18 protein-coding genes and 1 pseudogene are annotated in these 19,036 nt (G+C 67.5%); 12 read left to right on the top strand and 7 right to left on the bottom strand.

Annotation, left to right across the window (positions count from 1 at the left end):
* Genes ROA7023_RS00895 through mnhG form a run of 3 tightly spaced genes read left to right on the top strand, consistent with a single transcriptional unit; the run spans position 1 to position 1,183 of the window.
* Entirely contained in the window at positions 1-504 is a 504-nt protein-coding gene (locus ROA7023_RS00895) for a Na+/H+ antiporter subunit E (RefSeq protein WP_085877111.1), read from the top strand.
* A complete protein-coding gene (locus ROA7023_RS00900) occupies positions 501-788 on the top strand; it encodes a K+/H+ antiporter subunit F (RefSeq protein WP_085877112.1) in 288 nt (95 codons plus the stop codon). The genes ROA7023_RS00895 and ROA7023_RS00900 overlap by 4 nt, the downstream gene beginning before the upstream one ends.
* Entirely contained in the window at positions 785-1,183 is a 399-nt protein-coding gene (mnhG, locus tag ROA7023_RS00905) for a monovalent cation/H(+) antiporter subunit G (protein ID WP_085877113.1), read from the top strand. Before ROA7023_RS00900 ends, mnhG begins: the two co-directional genes overlap by 4 nt.
* A gap of 289 nt (positions 1,184-1,472) precedes the next feature.
* Here mnhG and ROA7023_RS25630 read toward each other — a convergent pair.
* From ROA7023_RS25630 to atzF, 5 genes and pseudogenes are all read right to left on the bottom strand, one after another.
* A pseudogene (locus tag ROA7023_RS25630) lies at positions 1,473-2,030 on the bottom strand (transposase); the annotation flags it as partial.
* The gene (locus tag ROA7023_RS00915) at positions 1,985-3,979 is read right to left on the bottom strand and encodes a TRAP transporter permease (RefSeq protein WP_085877115.1); all 1,995 of its coding nucleotides are present in this window, start codon (positions 3,977-3,979) and stop codon (positions 1,985-1,987) included. The pseudogene ROA7023_RS25630 and the gene ROA7023_RS00915, both read right to left, overlap by 46 nt.
* A 6-nt stretch (positions 3,980-3,985) precedes the next feature.
* Positions 3,986-4,399, bottom strand: coding sequence for a DUF1850 domain-containing protein (locus ROA7023_RS00920; RefSeq protein ID WP_234991968.1), 414 nt, complete (start codon positions 4,397-4,399; stop codon positions 3,986-3,988).
* Positions 4,400-4,455: 56 nt separating this feature from the next.
* Positions 4,456-5,409 carry a TAXI family TRAP transporter solute-binding subunit gene (locus tag ROA7023_RS00925; RefSeq protein ID WP_234991983.1) on the bottom strand — a complete coding sequence of 318 codons (954 nt, stop codon included), beginning with the start codon at positions 5,407-5,409 and terminating at the stop codon, positions 4,456-4,458.
* Positions 5,410-5,553: 144 nt separating this feature from the next.
* Positions 5,554-7,350, bottom strand: coding sequence for an allophanate hydrolase (atzF, locus tag ROA7023_RS00930; RefSeq protein ID WP_085877118.1), 1,797 nt, complete (start codon positions 7,348-7,350; stop codon positions 5,554-5,556).
* Between the two features lie 122 nt (positions 7,351-7,472).
* On the opposite strand from atzF, the gene ROA7023_RS00935 reads away from it, so the two are divergent.
* From ROA7023_RS00935 to ROA7023_RS00975, 9 genes are all read left to right on the top strand, one after another.
* Positions 7,473-8,369 carry a LysR family transcriptional regulator gene (locus ROA7023_RS00935; protein ID WP_085877119.1) on the top strand — a complete coding sequence of 299 codons (897 nt, stop codon included), beginning with the start codon at positions 7,473-7,475 and terminating at the stop codon, positions 8,367-8,369.
* 135 nt (positions 8,370-8,504) lie between these two features.
* On the top strand, positions 8,505-9,629 hold the full coding sequence (locus ROA7023_RS00940; RefSeq protein ID WP_085877120.1) for a BMP family ABC transporter substrate-binding protein: 1,125 nt from the start codon (positions 8,505-8,507) through the stop codon (positions 9,627-9,629).
* Between the two features lie 58 nt (positions 9,630-9,687).
* Entirely contained in the window at positions 9,688-10,740 is a 1,053-nt protein-coding gene (locus ROA7023_RS00945; RefSeq protein ID WP_370739188.1) for an ABC transporter permease, read from the top strand.
* Positions 10,740-11,666, top strand: a complete 927-nt coding sequence (locus ROA7023_RS00950; protein ID WP_085877122.1) for an ABC transporter permease — start codon at positions 10,740-10,742, stop codon at positions 11,664-11,666. Before ROA7023_RS00945 ends, ROA7023_RS00950 begins: the two co-directional genes overlap by 1 nt.
* A gap of 9 nt (positions 11,667-11,675) precedes the next feature.
* Positions 11,676-12,686: a formamidase gene (locus tag ROA7023_RS00955; protein ID WP_085877123.1), complete on the top strand. Its 1,011-nt coding sequence runs from the start codon at positions 11,676-11,678 to the stop codon at positions 12,684-12,686.
* Positions 12,683-13,363: a biuret amidohydrolase gene (gene biuH / locus ROA7023_RS00960; RefSeq protein WP_085877124.1), complete on the top strand. Its 681-nt coding sequence runs from the start codon at positions 12,683-12,685 to the stop codon at positions 13,361-13,363. Before ROA7023_RS00955 ends, biuH begins: the two co-directional genes overlap by 4 nt.
* Positions 13,360-14,886, top strand: coding sequence for an ABC transporter ATP-binding protein (locus ROA7023_RS00965; protein ID WP_085877125.1), 1,527 nt, complete (start codon positions 13,360-13,362; stop codon positions 14,884-14,886). Before biuH ends, ROA7023_RS00965 begins: the two co-directional genes overlap by 4 nt.
* Positions 14,886-15,551, top strand: coding sequence for a cysteine hydrolase family protein (locus tag ROA7023_RS00970; protein WP_085877126.1), 666 nt, complete (start codon positions 14,886-14,888; stop codon positions 15,549-15,551). Before ROA7023_RS00965 ends, ROA7023_RS00970 begins: the two co-directional genes overlap by 1 nt.
* Positions 15,544-15,891 carry a cupin domain-containing protein gene (locus tag ROA7023_RS00975; protein WP_085877127.1) on the top strand — a complete coding sequence of 116 codons (348 nt, stop codon included), beginning with the start codon at positions 15,544-15,546 and terminating at the stop codon, positions 15,889-15,891. The genes ROA7023_RS00970 and ROA7023_RS00975 overlap by 8 nt, the downstream gene beginning before the upstream one ends.
* 10 nt (positions 15,892-15,901) lie before the next feature.
* Here ROA7023_RS00975 and ROA7023_RS00980 read toward each other — a convergent pair whose 3' ends face one another.
* The gene (locus ROA7023_RS00980) at positions 15,902-16,627 is read right to left on the bottom strand and encodes an OmpH/Skp family outer membrane protein (protein ID WP_143535405.1); all 726 of its coding nucleotides are present in this window, start codon (positions 16,625-16,627) and stop codon (positions 15,902-15,904) included.
* Positions 16,627-18,957 carry an outer membrane protein assembly factor BamA gene (bamA, locus tag ROA7023_RS00985; protein ID WP_085877128.1) on the bottom strand — a complete coding sequence of 777 codons (2,331 nt, stop codon included), beginning with the start codon at positions 18,955-18,957 and terminating at the stop codon, positions 16,627-16,629. The genes ROA7023_RS00980 and bamA overlap by 1 nt, the downstream gene beginning before the upstream one ends.
* Positions 18,958-19,036: the final 79 nt, after the last annotated feature.

The following is a 19,036-nucleotide window of genomic DNA, read 5'->3' on the forward strand; positions in this document are numbered from 1 at the left end:
ATGATTTCGGCCCTGTTCCGCCTGCTCCTGCCGCACCCCGCGCTGACAGTGCTGCTGACCGTCGTCTGGAGCCTGCTGCAAAACAAGCTGACGGCCGGGATGTTCGTCTTCGGCGTGATCCTGGGGATCGTGATCCCGATCCTGACCGCGCGCTGGTGGCCCGACCGCCCCGAGCGGATCCGGGTCGGACGTATGCTGGCCTATTGCCTACTGGTGATCTGGGACATCGTCGTCGCCAACATCCAGGTCGCCTGGATCGTGCTGACGCGGCCCAACGCGCGGATCCGCTCGGCCTGGGTGGTGGTCCCGCTGGACCTGCGCACGCCCGAGGCAATCACCATCCTGGCCGCCACCATCACCCTGACGCCCGGCACGGTCACCGCCGACCTGTCGGACGCCGGGCACAGCCTGCTGGTCCACGCGCTCGACACCGACAACCCCGACGCCGTGCGCGACGACATCAAGAACCGATATGAGCGCCGCCTGAAGGAGATCTTCGAATGACCCTTGCGACAGACCTCATGACCTGGGCCCTCTACGGGGCCTTCGCGGTCGTGGCCGTGGCCCAGATCATGGCCATGATCCGGCTGTGGGTCGGACCCAACACCGGCGACCGGATCCTGGCCCTCGACACGATGTTCATCAATGCCATCGGCTTGATCGTGCTGCTGGGGATCTATCAGGGCACCCGGATCTATTTCGAGGCCTCGCTGATCATCGCCATGCTGGGCTTCATCTCGACCGTGGCCTATGCCCGCTTTGTCCTGAGGGGGGACATCATCGAATGACGCTCGAAACCATCGCCGTCGTGGCCATCGCCGCATCGCTTGTGGTTGGCGCCCTGTTCACCCTGGTCGCGGGCATCGGGCTGCTGAAGCTCAACGGCGCGATGCCGCGGCTCCACGCCCCCACCAAGGCGGGCACACTGGGGATCGGGGCCTTTCTGATGGCCTCGATGATCCATTCCTGGACCTACGACGAGGGCTCTCTGCACGAGTTGCTGATCATGGGCTTTCTCTTTGTCACGGCGCCGGTAACCGCCAATTTCCTTGCCAAGGTCAACATTCACCGTCGTGATTGCGACACCCCGCCAGAGCCGCCGCGGGACGACACCTGGTCGACCCTGCTCGTGCCCGTGCCCGACCAGGAGCAGGACCAGGACCAGGCTCAAGGTCAGGCTTAGGCTTAGGCTTAGGCTCGGGCTGGAGTTCCCCCGGTTTGGTGGACAGTTGACCGGTAGCAGATTGTAGCTGTTTCTGTGCGCTCCTTTCGAACGTGATCGAGGATTTGCAGCCGAGGGCGGAATGCCTGCGGCTGGGGTCATGCCAGCCCTCGATGAACTCGAAGACGGCCATCCGTGCGGCGGCCCTGGTGGCGAACCTTCGTCGGTCGAGCAGCTCGCATTCGAGCGTGGCGAAGTAGCTCTCGCACATGGCGTTGTCGGAGGCGTTGTCGGAGGCGTCACCGACCGAACCCATCGACGGACGCCCGCCAGCTTCCTTGCAGCGCGGCCCGAATGCCACGGACGTGCATTGAGACCCCTGAACGCCATCATGGATGACGTCCCGTGGCCGTCGCCGGCCGATCGCCATGGTCATGGCGTCGATGACGCGTTGCGCCTTGAGGTCGGGGCCCACGGACCACCCCACGATGCGGCGCGACCAGGCATCCAATGCGACGGACAGATGGACGAAGCCTGCCAAGGTCGGAACCCAGGTGATATCCGCAACCCAAAGCCGGTTCGGCTCCTCGGCCCGGACGGTCCGATCCGGCCCGCAATGGTCGCGGCGCGGGGCTCGAACTCCCGCGCAAGGCTCTCGACGCTGCGATCGGCGCGCGCCAACGCGACAATCTGATCCCTGAGATCGGCGGGGTATGGGGTCCGCGTTTTCGGCATGTGGACACCTGCCTTTGAAAGCCAAGATGTGTCCACTGAACCGGGGGGACTCCAGGCGTCGCCTTGGGCCTGGGCCCAGGCTCAGGTTCAGGCAGAGCCGCCCAGGGCCGCGGGCTGACGCCCCCGGCTCCAATTCAGGGCCAGCACCACTAGCAGGATCGCGAGGCCCGCCGCCTCCACCCGCATGTCGGGCCAGAAGACGGCGACCACTCCGGGCAGGATCAGCACCCTCTGCCACAGCGGCATGGGCGCGAAGAGGAACCCTTCGAGGCAAGCCGCGAAGGCCGTCAGCGCGACCACCGCCAGCACCCCGTTCCAGATTACCAGCGGCAGCGGCCCGCCCAGGATGATGCTTTCGTTGAACACCATGAACAGCGGGATCAGGTAGAGGCCCTTGGCGAATTTCCACGACTGGACGCTGGTCTCCATCGGTTTCGACCCGGCGATCGCCGCGCCGGCAAAGGCCGCAAGCGCGACCGGCGGGGTCACGTTGCTGTCCTGTGAATACCAGAACACCACCAGGTGCGCGATCAGCAGCGGGATGCCGAATTCCGACGTCAGCGCCGGACCGACGAGGATGATCAGCACGATATAGGCCGCCGTGACCGGCAGGCCCATCCCGAGGATCAGGCTCGCGATCAGCACCAGGATCAGGGCAAGCACGATGTTGCCGCCCGAGAACGCGATCATCATCGACGAGAACTTCAGCCCCAGCCCGGTCAGACCCACGACCCCGACGATGATCCCCGCCACCGCACAGGCCATCGAGACCGCGACCGCGTTCCGCGCCCCCAGCTCCAGCGCCTGAAGGGTCAGCGACAGGCCGCGTCGGCACAGGGCGGCCAGCCCCGACGCCGTCGGCCCGTCGGTCGCATAGGCCCACAGCGCCCGCGCCGAGGCCGCCGCCACCACCGACAGGATCGCATAGAACCCGACCCGCATCGGCGAATAGCCCGCGACCAGAAGCCAGACCAGCGCCACCAGAGGCAGCAGGAAATGCCATCCCTCGGCCAGCACCCCGCGCACGCTGGGCAGATCCTCGGACGACAGCCCGGTCATGCCCTGCTTTACCGCGGCGATATGGACCAGCAGGTAGACCACCCCGAAATAGAGGAAGGCCGGAAAGATCGAGACCAGCACGATGTCGACATAGGGCACCCGCGTGAATTCGCTGATCAGGAACGCGCCCGCGCCCATCAGCGGCGGCATGATCTGCCCGCCGGTCGAGGCCGCGGCCTCGATCCCGCCGGCCTGCGCGGGGCGGTAGCCGAGCTTTTTCATCAGCGGGATGGTGAAGGCGCCGGTCGTGACCACGTTTGCGATGGCCGAGCCGCTGATCGACCCCATGCCCGCCGAGGCGATGACCGCCGCCTTGGCCGGCCCGCCGCGCTGCTTGCCGGTCGCGGCATAGGCAAGGTCGATGAAGAACTTGCCCGCCCCCGTCACCTCGAGGAAGGCGCCGAAGAGGACGAAGACGAAGATGAAGGTCGCAGCCACCCCCAGCGGCAGGCCGAAGATCCCCTCGGCCCCGAGCGTAAGCTGGCTCGCCAGCCGCTCCAGCGAATAGCCGCGGTGGTTGAGGATGCCGGGCATCCAGTCGGCGAGGAACGGCAATTCGCCGCGGTTGCCGGCGAAGGCGTAGACGATGAAGACCGCGCCGATGATGGTCATGCCCAGGCCCACGGCCCGACGGGCGGCCTCCAGCACCACGATGGTGGTGATGATGCCCACGGTCACGTCGATGGTGCGCGGAAAGATCGCGTTGGCGATGATGTCGATGTTCGCGGGCACCCAGGCCCCGACAAGCAGGCCGCAGGCGATCAGCGGGCCGTCGATCGCCCAGCCCAGCACCCCGCGCCGGCGGTTGTCGCCGAACACCGGAAAGATCAGAAAACACAGCACCAGGATGAAGCCCAGGTGGATCGGCCGCTGGAAGAACAGGCCGAGCGGCTGAAGCCCCGCCGCATAGAGTTGAAACAGCGACAGGGCGATGGCCACGATCGCGATCACCCGCAGCAGAAACCGCGGCGTGGCGGCGGTGGGCTGCGGCATCGGCGGCCGCTCGGACGTCTCGATTGTCATGGCCGGTCAGTCTCCCGTTAGTGCGATGCGCACGCGGGCCCGGGCCCGGGACACCTGGCCCGACAGCGAGACCTCGGCCTCGCCCATGCGGATCCGGTGGTCGACAAAGCCCGCGCCGGGCCGCAGCACGTAGGCGTCTCCGGGCACCGCCTCGTCGATATCCTCGATCCAATAGCCCCCCTGGCCGTCCGACACCTGGCGGCCGCGTCCGGGGATGTGATCCAGCCCGGCGGCGAAATCGGGCAAATGCGCCCGCACCAGCACCATCCGGCCATCGCGGTTCTCATAGCAATCCGCGACCTCGAAGCCTTGCACGGAATGGTGCCAGAGGACGCACCATCCGGCCCCGTCCGGCACATCGAATGTCGCCAGGGTCCGTCCGCTGCCGACCTCGGTCACGCTCAGCGTGGCGGCCGGCAAGCAAGTTGCGGACCAGGAAAGGAGGAGAGCCGCAAGCCCTCCTCCGGCCCGGGTCCTCACGGGCGCAGGTCGTCCGGGACGGTCGCGCCGATTTCCTCGAAGTAGCGGATCGCGCCGGGGTGCAGCGGGATCGGCGAGGCCGACAGGGCCAGCTCGACCGTGGTCTGGTTGGCGGCCGGGTGCACGGCCTGAAGCTCGGCGATGTTCTCGAACATCGCGCTGGTGATCGCGTAGACCAGATCGTCCGACATCTCGGAGGAGACGACCAGCACGTTCGGCACACCGATCACGGCGATGTCCTCGGGCACGCCCTCGTAGGTTCCGCCGGCCAGCGAGGTCACCGCGAAGACCGGGTTGGCCGCGTCTGCCGCGGCAAGCTCCTCTTCGCTCAGCTCGATCATGACGATGCTGCTTGTCGTCGCCAGGTTGAGGATCGAGGACGTCGGCGCCCCGACCGACCAGAAGCCCGCGTCGATATCACCATTGGCCAGCGCGTCGGCGGTCTCGTTGAAGTTCAGGCGCTGCTCTTCGATGTCGTCATAGGTGATGCCGTTGGCGCCGAGGATCTGCTCGGCGTTGACCTCGGTGCCCGAGCCGGGCGCACCGATCGACACGCGCTTGCCGACGAGATCCTGCAGCGAGGTGATGCCGCTGTCTTCCAGCGCGACGATCTGCACCATGTTGGCATAGGCCACGCCCATCGCCCGCAGCATCGGCAGTTGCTGGCCCTCGAACCGGCCGGTTCCGGAATAGCCCTGCTGGACGGTGTCGGCGAGGCCGATGGCGATATCCGCGTCGCCGGTGGCGATCAGGCCCATGTTCTCGACCGAGGCGCCGGTGACCTCGGCGGTCGCGGCGTAGCCCTCGACGTGATTGTTGATGATCTCGGCGAGGCCGCCGCCCATCGGATAATAGACGCCGCCGGTCCCGCCCGTGGCAACGGAAAGCTGCTGCTGGGCAAGAGCGGGTGCGGCCATGGCCATGGTCGCGGCGACGAAAGTGGCTATCATCTTCATTATGTGGTCCTCCCTGTGGTCCGGCCCCCATTCTAGACGGAATATCCTGTTCGGAAACACATTGTTGGACTTTCGGGCGGATTTTTCGCCCCCATGCCCCCCGGCGCTTGGATCGGCGGCGGCCGGCAGCGGCCGATCTCAGGCCGGGACGGTGGTCACGTAGCTGCGCCAATTCGCCAGATGTGTGATATCCGTGGCGCCCTGGGTGGCGGTGGCCTCGCACAGGAACCCCTGGACCGTCGCGCCGTCCTCCAGCTCCAGCGTGCCGATCCCCAGCGGGGCCGGGATGCCGGCCAGAAAGCTGCCGACCTCGGCCAGAGGCAGGGACCACAGCTCCAGCGCCACCGGCGCGCCGGAGCCGGGGGCACCGCGCACCAGGCCGGGCCGGGCCGGCGGGCCGCCCGCCAGAGCATAGAAGCGGTAGGCGTCGGTGGTGCGGGCCGGGCGGACGAATTTCCCGCCCCGGTCCAGCAGTTGATGGTTCAGCGGCAGGCCGGTCATATGTGCGCCGCAGACCGCCAGCGTCAGCCGGTCGGCCGGCGCGGGCGGCAGCGGCGGGCCCGCGTCATGGGGCCAGCCGGTGGCGCCCAGGCGGCGGTCGCCGGCCGCCTCGAGCGTCAGCGCAAGCGCCGCGAGCGCCGCGTCCTGCCCCGCCCGCGCCAGCAGGGTGACGCTGCCGGGCCGGCCGTCGCCGCGGGCAGGCGTGGGCACCGCCAGCGCACACATGTCGAGCAGGTTCACGAAATTGGTATAGGTGCCCAGGTTGGAATTCGGCGTGATCGGGTCCGCCTCCAGATCGGCGACGGAGTAGAAGCGCGGGATCGTGGGCACGCAGAGCATGTCGAGATCGGCCAGAAGGGGCGCGGCCGCGCGGGCCAGCTCCTTCAGTCGGTAGATCCCGCGAAAGGCGTCCGCGGCGCTCAAGCTCTCGGCCTTGCCGATGATCTGCCGGGTGACGGGCAGGATGGCCTCGGGGTCGGTCTTCAGCAGATCCTCGATCACCGTATAGCGCTCGGCGACCCAGGCCCCGTCATAAAGCATGTCGGCCACGGCATAGAGCGGGGTGAAATCGACCTCGCGCACCACCGCCCCCTGCCCGCGCAGCAGATCGACGGCGGCGGCGAAGGCCTCGGCCTGCACGTCGTCACCGAAGAACCGGATACTGCCGGCGCCGGGGATGCCGATCACCGGGGCCGGTGCGGGGGCCGCAAGGTCCGGCGCCGGGATGTCGCGGGCAAAGGCATCGGCGGGGTCGAAGGCGCTGCAGACCCGGTAGGCGGCATAGGCGTCCCGCACGGTCATCGCGAAGACCGAGATCGTCTCGATCGAGCGGCAGGCCGGGACGACGCCCGTGGCCGAGAGCGCCCCCAGCGTCGGCTTCAGCCCGACGATGTTGTTCAGCGCGGCCGGCACCCGGCCCGACCCGGCGGTATCGGTGCCAAGCGCCAGCGGCACGATGCCATGCCCCACCGCCACCGCGGATCCTGCGGAGGAGCCGCCCGGAACGATCAGCGGGTCGATGGCGTTCCGCGGGGCGCCGTAGGGCGTGCGCACGCCCACCAGCCCTGTCGCGAACTGGTCGAGGTTGGTCTTGCCGACGAAGATCGCCCCCGCCGCCCGCAGCCGCGCCACCACAAAGGCATCCTCGGTGAGCGTATAGGCAAAGGCCGGGCAGGCCGCCGTCGTCGGATGGCCGGCCACGTCGATGTTGTCCTTGACCGCGAAGGGAATGCCCCAGAGTGGCCTTGCCGGGTCGAAGGGCCCCAGCGCCTCGGCCTCGGCGCGGGCGGCGTCCTCGGTGGGCATCGACAGGAAAATGCCCGGATCGTCGACCTGCGCCAGCCGCGCATAGACCTGACGGATCACCTCCCCCGGGGTGACACCGCGGGCATAGGCCGCGTGAAGGTCGGGGATGGTCATCGGGATCTCGGACATGAACGTGCTCCTCTGCCGGTCTGGCCCTGCGATTGGCCATAGGTCAGCCGTTGCGCCGACATATACAATCGCTAAGAATTCACAAAAGCGATGCAAAAAATGCAGCGCTCTCCGGGGGCATCATGAAACATCTCCAGACGTTCCGCTATATCGAAGGGGTGATGAAGGCCGGGTCGATCCGCAAGGCGGCCGATGACATGAACATCACCGCCTCGGCCCTCAACCGCCGGATCCAGCGGTTCGAGGAGGAGTTCGGCTCGGAGATCTTCGAGCGGCTGCCCCGGGGGGTAAAGCTGAACCCGGCGGGCGAGCTGCTGATGCAGCACTTCCGTGCGCAGGCCTCGGACCTGCGGCGGGTGCAGAGCCACGTGGCGGACCTCTCGGGCGAGCGGCGCGGGCATATCACGCTGGCCTGTTCGCAGGCGCTGATCCCCTATTTCCTGCCGGCCCAGATCGCGGCCTACCGCCGGGACCATCCCGGCGTGACCTTCTCGGTCGTGGTGCGCGACCGCGAGGCCGCCGAGCGCGAACTGGCCACCTTCCGCAGCGACCTCGCCCTGGTGTTCGAGCCCGTCCACCTGGTGGATTTCGAAGTGCTGATGGCCGTGCCCCAGGTGATCCACGCGATCATGCGCCGCGACAACCCCCTGGCCGCCGAGCGAGAGGTGCGCCTGCGCGACTGCCTCGACCAGCCGCATCTGGTCCCGACGGCGCAATACGGGGTGCGGGCGATGCTGGACATGGCGGTGGCGCGGGGGTCGCGCACGATCCGGCCGATCGCGGAATCCGACAGCTTCGATTTCATGCGTCACTACGTGCGGCACGAGAACGCGATCGCCTTCCAGATCCCCATCGGCCTGAACGTGGACGAGGTCGACGAGCTCGTGATCCGCCCGCTGTCGACCCGCGATCTGCCGGCGGGCAACCTGCTGCTGGGGCAGATGCGCGGGCGGACCCTGCCCGTCGCCTCGGCCAGATTTGCCCAGGGGCTGGCCCGGGTGCTGGGCGATATGACCTGACAGAGCGCTGCATTTTTTGCATCGGGTTGCCGAAAATTAAGCAGACGTAAACAGCGGTCCCAAGCCGTAACCTTTGAGTCGTCATAGGTTCGCCCCCGTCATGGGACGGGGCGCCATAGCTGCTGGAGCACATGAATGAACACTCCCAAGTCCCTCAATCGGCGCAGGTTTCTGGGCACGACCGCCGCCTCGCTCGCGGCGGCCTCGCTGGGCGGGCTGTCCGCCCGGCCCGCCGTCGCCCAAACTGCGCTGACCGTCGGTTTCATCTATGTCGGTCCCAAGGACGATTTCGGCTACAACCAGGCCCATGCCGAAGGCGCCGCCGCCGTCAAGGCGATGGAGGGTGTCACCGTTCTGGAGGAAGAGAACGTCCCAGAAAGCCAGGACGTCCAGAACACCATGGAATCCATGATCAATTTCGACGGGGCACAGCTGCTGTTCCCGACCTCCTTCGGCTATTTCAACCCGCATATCCTTGAGGTTGCGCCGAAGTATCCCGACATTCGCTTCGAGCATGCGGGCGGTCTGTGGACGCCCGAGAACCCCGCCAACATCGGCTCCTACTTCGGCTACATCGGCATGGGGCAGTACCTGAACGGCATCGCCGCCGGCCACGCCACCGCCAGCAAGAAGATCGGCTTCGTCGCGGCCAAGCCGATCCCGCAGGTCCTGAACAACATCAACTCCTTCCTGCTGGGGGCGCGCACTGTCGATCCGAGCATCACCTGCCAGGTGATCTTCACCGGCGAATGGTCGATGGCCGTGAAGGAGGCCGAGGCCACCAACGCGCTGGCCGACCAGGGGTCCGACGTCATCACCTGCCACGTGGACGGACCGAAGGGGGTCTGCGAGACCGCCGTGTCGCGCGGCGCCTATGTCTGCGGCTACCACGCCGACCAGTCGCCGCTGGCGGGCGATCTCTACCTCACCGGCGCGGAGTGGAACTGGGCCGGGATCTACACCGACATGGTTGCCAAGACCCAGGCGGGAGAGCCGATCGACAACTTCGTGCGCGGGGGCCTCGCAGAGGGCTTCATCAAGATGAGCCCGCTCGGCCCGGCCGTGTCCGACGCCGCCCGCGCCCAGTTCGAGGCCACCAGGGCCGAGATCGAGGCCGGGGGTTTTGCCGCCATCAAGGGGCCGCTGAACGACAACCGGGGCAACGTCATCGCGGCCGCGGGCGAGGCCTTCGTCGAGACCGACATCGCGCTGGAAAGCATGGATTACCTCGTCGAGGGCGTCCTCGGCTCGACCCGCTGAGATGAGCAGCGCGGGACAGATCGAAGGTCAAGACAGCAAGCCCCGGGGTCAGTCGCTGATGCGCCTGATGCTGGGCGCCGAGGCGGTGGTGATTCCGCTCGGCGCCCTGCTGGCGGGCTTCGCGGCCTTCAGCCTGTTCCTGCTGGTCCTTGGCAAGTCGCCCGTGGAATTCTTCGCGCTGGTGTGGAAGGCCGGGTTCTCCTCGGCCTTCTCCTGGCAGAACACCCTGTCGCGCTCGGCGCCACTGGTGCTGGCCGCGCTCTGTGTCGCCCTGCCCGCCCGGCTGGGCCTCGTGGTGATCGGCGGCGAGGGGGCGATCGTGCTGGGCGGCCTGGCCGCGGGTGTCACCGGGCTGGCCGTGGGCGGCCTGCCGGGCGTGCTCGGCATGGGGCTGATGGCCGCCGCGGGCATGGTGCTTGGCGGTCTCTGGATCGGGGCGGTCGGGGCGCTGCGGATCAAGCGCGGCGTGAACGAGACGATCTCGTCGCTGCTCATGGCCTATATCGCCATCGCGCTTTTCAATCATTTCGTCGAGGGACTGTTCCGCGACCCCGGCAGCCTCAACAAGCCCTCCACCGCGCCGCTGGCCGAGAGCCTTCGGGTCGGAGACATGCCCTTCATCTCCGCCCATTGGGGCGTGGTGGCGGGGGCGCTGGCCTGCATCCTCTGCTGGATCCTGCTGGAGAAGACGACGCTCGGCTTCGCCGCCCGCATCGCCGGCGACAACATTCGCGCGGCCCAGGTGCAGGGCCTGCCGGTGGGCCCGCTGGTGATCGGCTTCACCGCGCTGGGGGGCGCCTTCGCGGGGCTCGCCGGGTTCTTCGAGGTTTCGGCCGTGCACGGCTCGGCCAATGGCTCGCTGATCGCGGGCTACGGCTATACCGGCATCCTGGTGGCCTTCCTCGCCCGGCACAATCCGCTGGCGATCTTTCCCGTGGCGATCCTGCTGGGCGGGTTCGAGGCCTCCTCCGGCCTGATCCAGCGCCGGATGGACCTGCCCGACGCCACCATCCTGGTGTTCCAGGGCATGGTCTTCATCATCATCCTGCTGAGCGAGGCCCTCTACGGCCGCTTCGCCATCTTCACCCCCGCCTATTGGGAGCGCCGCTGATGGATCCTGTCGATATCGGCCTCTGGGGCGTCCCGCTTGCCATCCTGGGCGGCGCGATCCGGGTCTCGACCCCGTTCATCTTCGTGTCGCTGGGCGAATGCCTGACGGAACGCTCCGGCCGCATCAACCTGGGGCTGGAGGGCACGTTGGTCTTCGGCGCGATGAGCGGCTACGCCATGGCCTACGAGACCGGATCGCCCTTCATCGGCGTGCTGGCGGCGGCGGTCGCGGGGATGCTCTTCGGGCTGTTCCACGGCTGGATCTGCAAGTTCGAGGGCGTGAACGACATCGCCGTCGGCATCGCGATGATGCTGTTCGGCATGGGGCTCGCGTTTTTCCTGGGCAAACCCTACATCCAGCCGGTGGCCCCCGACCTGCCCGCCATCGGTTTCGGCTGGTGGTCCGACATCCCGCAGGTCCGGGCCGCGCTGCAGGTCAACGTGCTGTTCATCGCCGGCGGGATCCTGGCCCTGGTCATGGCCTGGATGTTCAGATCGACCCGGGTGGGGCTGGTGGTGCGGGTCGTGGGCGACAGCACCGACGCGGCCCGGGCCATCGGCCTGAACCCCGACGTGGTGCGCCTGCTGGCGACCGGGGCGGGCGGTGCGCTGGCGGGGGTCGGCGGGGCATATCTGTCGCTCTACTATCCCGGCAGCTGGAGCGAGGGCATCTCGTCCGGGCAGGGCCTGATGGCCGTCGCCCTGGTGATCTTCGCCCGCTGGAACCCGATCAACTGCTTCTGGGCCGCGCTGCTGTTCGGCGGCGCGGGCGCGCTGGGCCCCGCACTGCAATCGGTCGGCGTCTCCGAAGGGTATTACCTCTTCTTCGCGGCGCCTTACGTGCTGACGCTCGGCCTTCTCATCCTGACCTCCTCGCCGGACCGCGCCATGCAAGGCGCACCACTGGCGCTCAGCCTGACGAAATAAGGACCAACAATGAACGGACTAGGTGGACTGAACAAATCCGACAACGGCGTGGTCATCGGCCTCGTGCAGCTACAGCTGCCGGTGGTCGAGACCAAGGCCCAGCTGACCGCCCAGACCGCCCGCGTGGTGGAGCTGGTCGCCAAGGCGCGGCGCAACCAGGGCACGATGGACCTGGTGGTCTTCCCCGAATACATGCTGCACGGCCTGTCGATGGACACCAACCCCGAGATCATGTGCACGATGGACGGCCCCGAGGTCGCCGCCCTGAAACAGGCCTGCATCGACAACGCCATCTGGGGTTGCTTCTCGATCATGGAGCTGAACCTCGGCGGCTATCCCTACAACACTGGCCTGATCATCGACGACCAGGGCGCGGTGCGGCTTTACTACCGCAAGATGCACCCTTGGGTTCCGGTAGAGCCGTGGGAGCCGGGCGACACCGGCATTCCGGTCTGCGACGGGCCGAACGGGTCGAAGATCGCGCTGATCATCTGCCATGACGGCATGTTCCCCGAGATGGCCCGCGAATGCGCCTACAAGGGGGCAGAGATCATGCTCCGCACCGCCGGTTATACCGCGCCGATCCGCGAGGCCTGGCGCTTTACCAACCAGGCCAACAGCTTCTGCAACCTGATGGTGACGGCCAATGTCTGCATGTGCGGATCGGACGGGACCTTCGACAGCATGGGCGAAGGCATGATCGTCGACCACGAGGGCACCGTCGTCGCCCATGGCAGGACCGGCCGCGCGGACGAGATCATCACCGCCGAGGTCCGCCCCGACCTGGTGCGCGAGGCGCGGATCGGCTGGGGGGTCGAGAACAACCCCTACCAGTTCGGCCACCGCGGTTATGTCGCCGTGAAGGGCGGCGCACAGGATTGCCCCTACACCTACATGACCGACCTTGCGGCGGGCGCCTACCGCCTGCCGTGGGAATACGCGGTCAAGGTCACCGACGGCACCGGCTTCGGCTTTCCCCTGCCCAACCGGATGTATGGCGAAAAGGAGCCCGCGGAATGACGACGATCTCCAGCACCCCCTATGCCTGGCCCTGGAACGGCGATCTGCGGCCCGAGAACACGGCGCTCATCGTCATCGACATGCAGACCGACTTCTGCGGCAAGGGCGGCTATGTCGATCACATGGGCTATGACCTGTCGCTGACCCAGGCCCCGATCGGACCGATCAAGGCGCTGATGGCCAACATGCGCGCCAAGGGCTATCACATCATTCACACCCGCGAGGGCCACCGCCCTGACCTTGCCGACCTGCCGCCGAACAAGCGCTGGCGCTCGCAGCAGATCGGCGCGGGCATCGGCGACGCGGGCCCCTGCGGCAAGATCCTGATCCGCGGCGAGGCCGGCTGGGACATCATCCCCGAGCTTTATCCGCAAGAGGGCGAGACCATCATCGACAAGCCCGGCAAGGGCAGTTTCTGTGCCACCGACCTGGAGCTGATCCTGCGGATGCGCGGGATCGAGAACCTGATCCTGACCGGCATCACCACCGATGTCTGCGTCTCGACCACCATGCGCGAGGCCAACGACCGCGGCTTCGAATGCGTCATCGTCGAGGATTGCTGCGGCGCGACCGACGCGGGCAACCATGCCGCCGCCATCAAGATGGTCACCATGCAGGGCGGCGTCTTCGGCGCGGTCAGCGACAGCGCCAGCCTGATCGCGGGGCTGCCCGGATGACCGGCCGCAAGCCCAGGGGCGCGATCACCGTCGAAGCCGTCCACATGACCATGAAGTTCGGCGATTTCACCGCGCTCGACGATGTCTCGATCAAGATCAGGGCGGGCTCGTTCCACGCGCTGCTGGGCGAGAACGGCGCCGGCAAATCCACGTTGGTCAAGTGCATCATGGGCTTCTACCACGCCACCTCGGGCGAGATGCTGGTCGAGGGCTTTGACGCGCAGATGACCGACCCGAAGGCCGCGCAGGAGCTTGGCCTCGGCATGGTCTACCAGCATTTCACCCTGGTCCCCTCGCTGACCGGCGCCGAGAACCTGGTGATCAGCCGCGCCGACGTGCCGGCGGTGATCGACTGGCGGGCAGAGCGTGCCCGGCTCGACGCCTTCATGCAGACCATGCCGTTCTCGGTCCCGCTCGACCAGCCGGTCAGCCGTATGGCCGCCGGCGAAAAGCAGAAGCTGGAGATCGTCAAGCAGCTCTACCTCGGCAACCGCTTCCTGATCCTGGACGAGCCGACCTCGGTGCTGACCCCGGCCGAGGCGGACGAGGTGCTGGGCTATGTCCGCGCCATGACCCGGGCGGGCGAGATCACGGTGCTGATGATCACCCACAAGTTCCGCGAGGTCACGGCCTTCGCCGACGAGGTCTCTATCCTGCGGCGCGGGCAATATGTCGGCGGCGGCAAGGTTGGAGAGATCTCGATCGAGGAGATGAGCCGCGCCATGATGGGCGCGGCCCCCGAGGTCAGCGAGCGCAATCGCGCCGAGACGGTCAAGACCCCGGTCCTGACCCTGAAGGGCGTCAAGGCGGTCGACAGCTCCGGCCTCAAGACCATCGAGATCGACGCGGTCACCCTGCATTCCGGCGAGATCCTCGGCATCGCCGGCATCTCCGGCAACGGCCAGATGGAGCTGATGGAGATCCTCACCGGCCAGCGGCGCCTGACCGGGGGCGAGATCCGCCTCAACGGCCAGCCCTTCGGCATGACCCGGGCCGAGGCGCGGGCCCACAAGCTGCGCTACCTGCCCGAAGAGCCCCTGCGCAACGCCTGCGCCCCCAGGATGAGCGTGGCCGAGAACCTGGCCTTCCGGATGTTCGACGAGGGCCCGGGCGGCAGATCGGCCTTCTGGAAGGACGGCCGCGCGATTGCCCGCAATGCCACCGCGCTGATCGAGGCGTTCAAGGTCAAGACCGCCTCTCCGGCCGCGCGCATCGCGTCGCTGTCGGGCGGCAACGTGCAACGCGCCGTTCTGGGCCGCGAGCTCTCGGGCGAGGTCGACGCGCTGATCGTGTCCAACCCCTGCTTCGGGCTCGACTTCTCGGCGGTCTCGGCGATCCGCGACCGGCTGATCGAGGCGCGCAACACGGGCACGGCGATCCTGCTGATCAGCGAGGACCTGGACGAGATCATGGAATTGTCCGACCGCATCCTGGTGATGTCCGAGGGGCGGGTGTCGTTCGAGACTCCGATCGAGACGGCCAATGTCACCGAGCTGGGGCAGCACATGGCGGGGCACGGCTGATGGCGACGATCCCCGCGGACCCTTTCGACTTCACCTTCGATCCCGGCACGCTCGCCCTCGTGGTGATCGACATGCAGCGCGATTTCATCGAGCCGGGCGGTTTCGGCGCGAGCCTCGGCAACGATGTCTCGCTGCTGCAGGCGATCGTGCCGACGGTGCGGCAGTTGCTCGACGGCTTTCGCGCCGCCGGTCTGCCGATCATCCACACCCGCGAATGCCACCGGCCCGACCTGTCCGACTGTCCGCCCGCCAAACGCCTGCGCGGCGCCCCCAGCCTGCGGATCGGCGACGCGGGGCCCATGGGCCGCGTCCTGATCGCGGGTGCGCCGGGGGCCGATATCATCCCCGAGCTTGCCCCCCTGCCCGGCGAAATCGTCCTCGACAAGCCCGGCAAGGGCGCGTTCCATGCCACCGACCTGGCCGCGATCCTGACAAGGTGCGGCATAAGGCAGATGGTCTTCGCCGGCGTCACCACCGAGGTCTGCGTGCAGACCACCATGCGCGAGGCCAACGACCGGGGCTACGAATGCCTGATCGCGACCGACGCCACCGAGAGCTATTTCCCCGACTTCAAGGAGGCCGCCATTCGCATGATCACCGCCCAGGGCGGCATCGTCGGCTGGGCCGCGCCAACCGCCGCAATCGTCGAGGCGCTCGATGTCTGACTCCGCAGACGTGCCCACGGTTTTCGCCGGCCTGCTGCCCGACGGCTGGGCCTCCATGACGTTCGAGCCGTTCCGCGAGGGGGTCGACATCTGTCACCTGCTGCGGGGGGCCCCGGCCCTCGCGCTGCTGCGTTATGCGAAGGGCGCCTCGGTGCCGCGTCATCGCCATACCGGCCTCGAGACGATCCTGGTCCTGTCGGGCAGTCAGAGCGACGACCGCGGGCGCTATGGTGCGGGCGCTCTTGTCCTGAACCCCGAGGGCTCGGTCCACCGGGTCTGGTCCGAGGACGGCTGCACGGTGCTGATCCAGTGGGAACGGCCGGTGGAATTCGTGGACTGACCGGCGCGGCCTATTCCGGCGCTTGTGCGTCGCCGGGCGGGGCCGTGTCATCGCCGGGTGGCATCAGCTCCGTGCCGGGGGGCGTCGTGTCATCGACACCCGGCGTCGGGTCCGCGCCGGGCGGGGGGGTGCCCTCGCCCCCTGGGTCGTTCTCGAGAACGCGCAGGCCCGGCCCGTCGCCCATTTCCGCGTCGATCCTGGTGATCGCAGTCTCGGTGATGTCCACCGCGCCGACGCCCAGAACGACCGTCCGACGATCGAGGATGACCGCGGCGCCACGCTCTATCATCAACCGGCCCAGGATCGGGCGGACCACGTTCAGAAACGCCTCCTGCGCCTCCTGGACGCGGGTGCCGATGTCGCGCTCCTTGGCGTCCTGGGCCCGGCGTATGTCCTGCACCCTGGTGTCGAATTCGGCCGCCTTGGCGCGGAACTCCTCGGGCTCCATGCTCGCGCGGGCCTCTGTCAGGGCCTTTTCCTCGGCCTCCAGCTGATCGGCGATGCGGCGGTTCTCGGCCGCCAGCGCCTCGGTCTCGCTCTGGATGTCGGCCGCGATCCGCTGGCCGAACATGGATTCGGAAAACAGCAGGTCAGGGTCGATCGTCAGCACCGGGCTGCGCACGACCTCCGGGTCCTGAACCGGGAACTGCACGTCCTGGGCGGCCACGCCTCCCGGATGCAGCAAGGCCGCGGCCAGAAGGACCGCGGCCTGCACCAGTGCCCGGACAATGCACATCAGAAGCTTGTCGAGATCGTCACGTCAAAGGCCTTGGTCCGGTCCTCGTCCTGGACGTCGAGCGGTTCGGTGAAGTTGAACCGCAGCGGACCGATCGGCGTCGTCCAGAAGATCGACACGCCCGCGACGGTCCGCGCCGTGTAGTCGTTGTAAAGCACATCGACCCCGTGGTCGTCGCCCACGTCCCAGACCGAGCCGTGGTCGAGGAACACACCGCCGGTGATGCCGTATTCTTCCGGCAGGCCAAGCGGGAACTCCGCCTCGACCCGTGCCACGGCGTAGAAATTGCCGCCGAGCGCGTCGCCGGTCTCGGCGTCCCGGGGGCCGATGCCCTTGGGATCGAACCCGCGGAACACCCGCGAGCCAAGGAAATACCGGTCGGTCACGCGGCTGTCGTTGTTGGCGTAATCCAGCGCCCCGCCCTCGATCGTCGCGCGCAGGGTGATCTCTTCGTTGAAGACGCGTGTCTCGGCGCTGGCCAGTGCAGAGGTCTTGACGAAATCGCTGTCGCCGATCCCGAATTCCTGGCCAAAGCGCAGCAGCACGCCGGAGGTGAGGTCGAGGCCCGAGCGCCGCGTGTCGAAGCTGTAGGAATAGCCCAGCGAATGGGTCGCGACCCCGCCGGCGTCGCCCTCCTCGAAGATCACGAGGCTGGCGCGGTCCTCCGGCGGATCCGTGCGCGTACCGGAAATCCCGGTGATGTCGGTGAACTCGAAGGCATAGAAGACGGTCAGACGGCCATTCTCGCTGATCGGGAAGGCCAGGCCCGGGCTCACCCGCGCCGTGGTCGTGTCATAGAGCGCGTTGGCATTGTCCGTCGTGCGGTAGGAGGCCGAGAAGCCGAACCGCAGATCGCGCCCCAGAAAGCCCGGCTCGGCGAAGGAGAACGAGAAGTTCCGCGTGTTCTCGCCCGCCGAGACGTCGAAGCTCAGCGATTGGCCGCGCCCGAGGAAGTTCTGCTCGGAGAAGCTGGCGATCAGCGAGAGACCGTTGTCGCTGTTGAAGTTGGCGCCGAACGACAGCGAGCCGGTGGGTTGTTCCACCACGTTCACGTCGACCACTACCTGGTCCGGCGAAGAGCCTTCACGCGCATCGACCGACGCATTGGCGAAATAGCCGAGCGCCCGGATCCGCTCCGCGCTTTCGCGGATGGAGCGGGCGTTGAACGGATCGCCTTCCACGGTGCGGAACTGGCGGCGAATCACACGGTCGAGCGTGGTCGTGTTGCCCTCGATGTCGATCCGTTCGACGAAGATCCGCTCGCCCGGGACAAGCGCGTATTCCACATTCAGGATCAGCCCGCGATCGTCGCGGGTGATCCGCGGCTCGACCCGGACGAAGCTGAGGCCCTTGCGGATCGCAAGCCGCTCCATCCGGGCGATGTCATTCTCGATCCGGGTGGGCGAATAGACGACGCCCGAGCGCAGCCGGGCCGCGTTGCGGAATTCAGCCGCGTTGGCGCCCGCGATCTCGCTGATGACACTGACATTGCCGACGCGGAACTGCTGGCCTTCCTGAACGTAGAAGGTGATCAGATAGCCGTCACGCTCGCGGGTCAGCGACACGTCGACGTTCTGCACCTGGAAATCGACGTAGCCGCGGGAATTGTAGAAATCGGTCAGCACCTGCCGGTCGAAGGCCAGACGCTCTTCGGAGAACGTGTCGCGCTGCACCAGAAGCCGAAGCGCACCGGCCTGCTTGGTCTCGAGCACGCCGCGCAGCCGCCGCTCGGAGAAGGTGCGGTTGCCGACGAAAGAGATCCGCTCGACCTCGGACAGGCCGCCCTCGGCCACTTCGAAGACAAGATCCACGCGGTTGTTGTCGCGCCGGATCAGCGCCGGGCGCACCACCGCCCCGACCCGGCCGGCCTGGGCATATTGCTGGGTGATCGCGGCGACGTCCTGTTCGGCCTGCGACGGCGAATAGACAGACCGGGCCTGGCTGCGCACGGCGCCGGCCAGAAGCTCGTCGGACAGCCGCCGGTTGCCCTCGAAGCTGACGCTGTTGATCGTGGGATACTCGGCCACGCGGATCATAAGGGTGCTGCCCTGGGGCGCGACCTCGACCCGCTCGAACAGGCCCGAGGCACGGATCGACTGGCCCGCGTCATTCAGCCGGGCGGCGGACACGGCCTCGCCCCGGGAGATGCCTGCATAGCTCAGGATGGTGGCGGTCTCGATCCGCTGGTTGCCCTGAACCGAGACCGAGTCGAAGCGGTAGGTCTGCGCCGATGCGGCCAAGGTGCCGATGCAAAGAAACAGGAAGGATATGGCAAACAGCCATCTTGCGTCGAACATCCGCGCGGTCGCGCGGCTCTGGCGTCTCATCATAATTCCCGTCCGTACAGACTTCCCCAACACGATCTCTGGTATCGGGAACGTGAGGTGATGTCAAAACGAGAACGTGCGC

Origin of the sequence: Roseisalinus antarcticus, assembly GCF_900172355.1 — a bacterium.
In the GTDB taxonomy this organism is placed as follows: Bacteria; Pseudomonadota; Alphaproteobacteria; order Rhodobacterales; family Rhodobacteraceae; genus Oceanicola; species Oceanicola antarcticus_A.

Coding starts and splice junctions, on each gene's coding strand:
- ROA7023_RS00915 (WP_085877115.1), bottom strand. CDS start 3,979: ATGACAATCGAGACGTCCGAGCGGCCGCCGATGCCGCAGCCCACCGCC.
- ROA7023_RS00945 (WP_370739188.1), top strand. CDS start 9,688: ATGCGCCTGATGCTGGGCGCCGAGGCGGTGGTGATTCCGCTCGGCGCC.
- ROA7023_RS00975 (WP_085877127.1), top strand. CDS start 15,544: ATGTCTGACTCCGCAGACGTGCCCACGGTTTTCGCCGGCCTGCTGCCC.
- ROA7023_RS00935 (WP_085877119.1), top strand. CDS start 7,473: ATGAAACATCTCCAGACGTTCCGCTATATCGAAGGGGTGATGAAGGCC.
- ROA7023_RS00950 (WP_085877122.1), top strand. CDS start 10,740: ATGGATCCTGTCGATATCGGCCTCTGGGGCGTCCCGCTTGCCATCCTG.
- biuH (WP_085877124.1), top strand. CDS start 12,683: ATGACGACGATCTCCAGCACCCCCTATGCCTGGCCCTGGAACGGCGAT.
- ROA7023_RS00925 (WP_234991983.1), bottom strand. CDS start 5,409: ATGATAGCCACTTTCGTCGCCGCGACCATGGCCATGGCCGCACCCGCT.
- mnhG (WP_085877113.1), top strand. CDS start 785: ATGACGCTCGAAACCATCGCCGTCGTGGCCATCGCCGCATCGCTTGTG.
- ROA7023_RS00965 (WP_085877125.1), top strand. CDS start 13,360: ATGACCGGCCGCAAGCCCAGGGGCGCGATCACCGTCGAAGCCGTCCAC.
- bamA (WP_085877128.1), bottom strand. CDS start 18,957: ATGATGAGACGCCAGAGCCGCGCGACCGCGCGGATGTTCGACGCAAGA.
- ROA7023_RS00895 (WP_085877111.1), top strand. CDS start 1: ATGATTTCGGCCCTGTTCCGCCTGCTCCTGCCGCACCCCGCGCTGACA.
- ROA7023_RS00955 (WP_085877123.1), top strand. CDS start 11,676: ATGAACGGACTAGGTGGACTGAACAAATCCGACAACGGCGTGGTCATC.
- ROA7023_RS00980 (WP_143535405.1), bottom strand. CDS start 16,627: ATGTGCATTGTCCGGGCACTGGTGCAGGCCGCGGTCCTTCTGGCCGCG.
- ROA7023_RS00900 (WP_085877112.1), top strand. CDS start 501: ATGACCCTTGCGACAGACCTCATGACCTGGGCCCTCTACGGGGCCTTC.
- ROA7023_RS00970 (WP_085877126.1), top strand. CDS start 14,886: ATGGCGACGATCCCCGCGGACCCTTTCGACTTCACCTTCGATCCCGGC.
- atzF (WP_085877118.1), bottom strand. CDS start 7,350: ATGTCCGAGATCCCGATGACCATCCCCGACCTTCACGCGGCCTATGCC.
- ROA7023_RS00940 (WP_085877120.1), top strand. CDS start 8,505: ATGAACACTCCCAAGTCCCTCAATCGGCGCAGGTTTCTGGGCACGACC.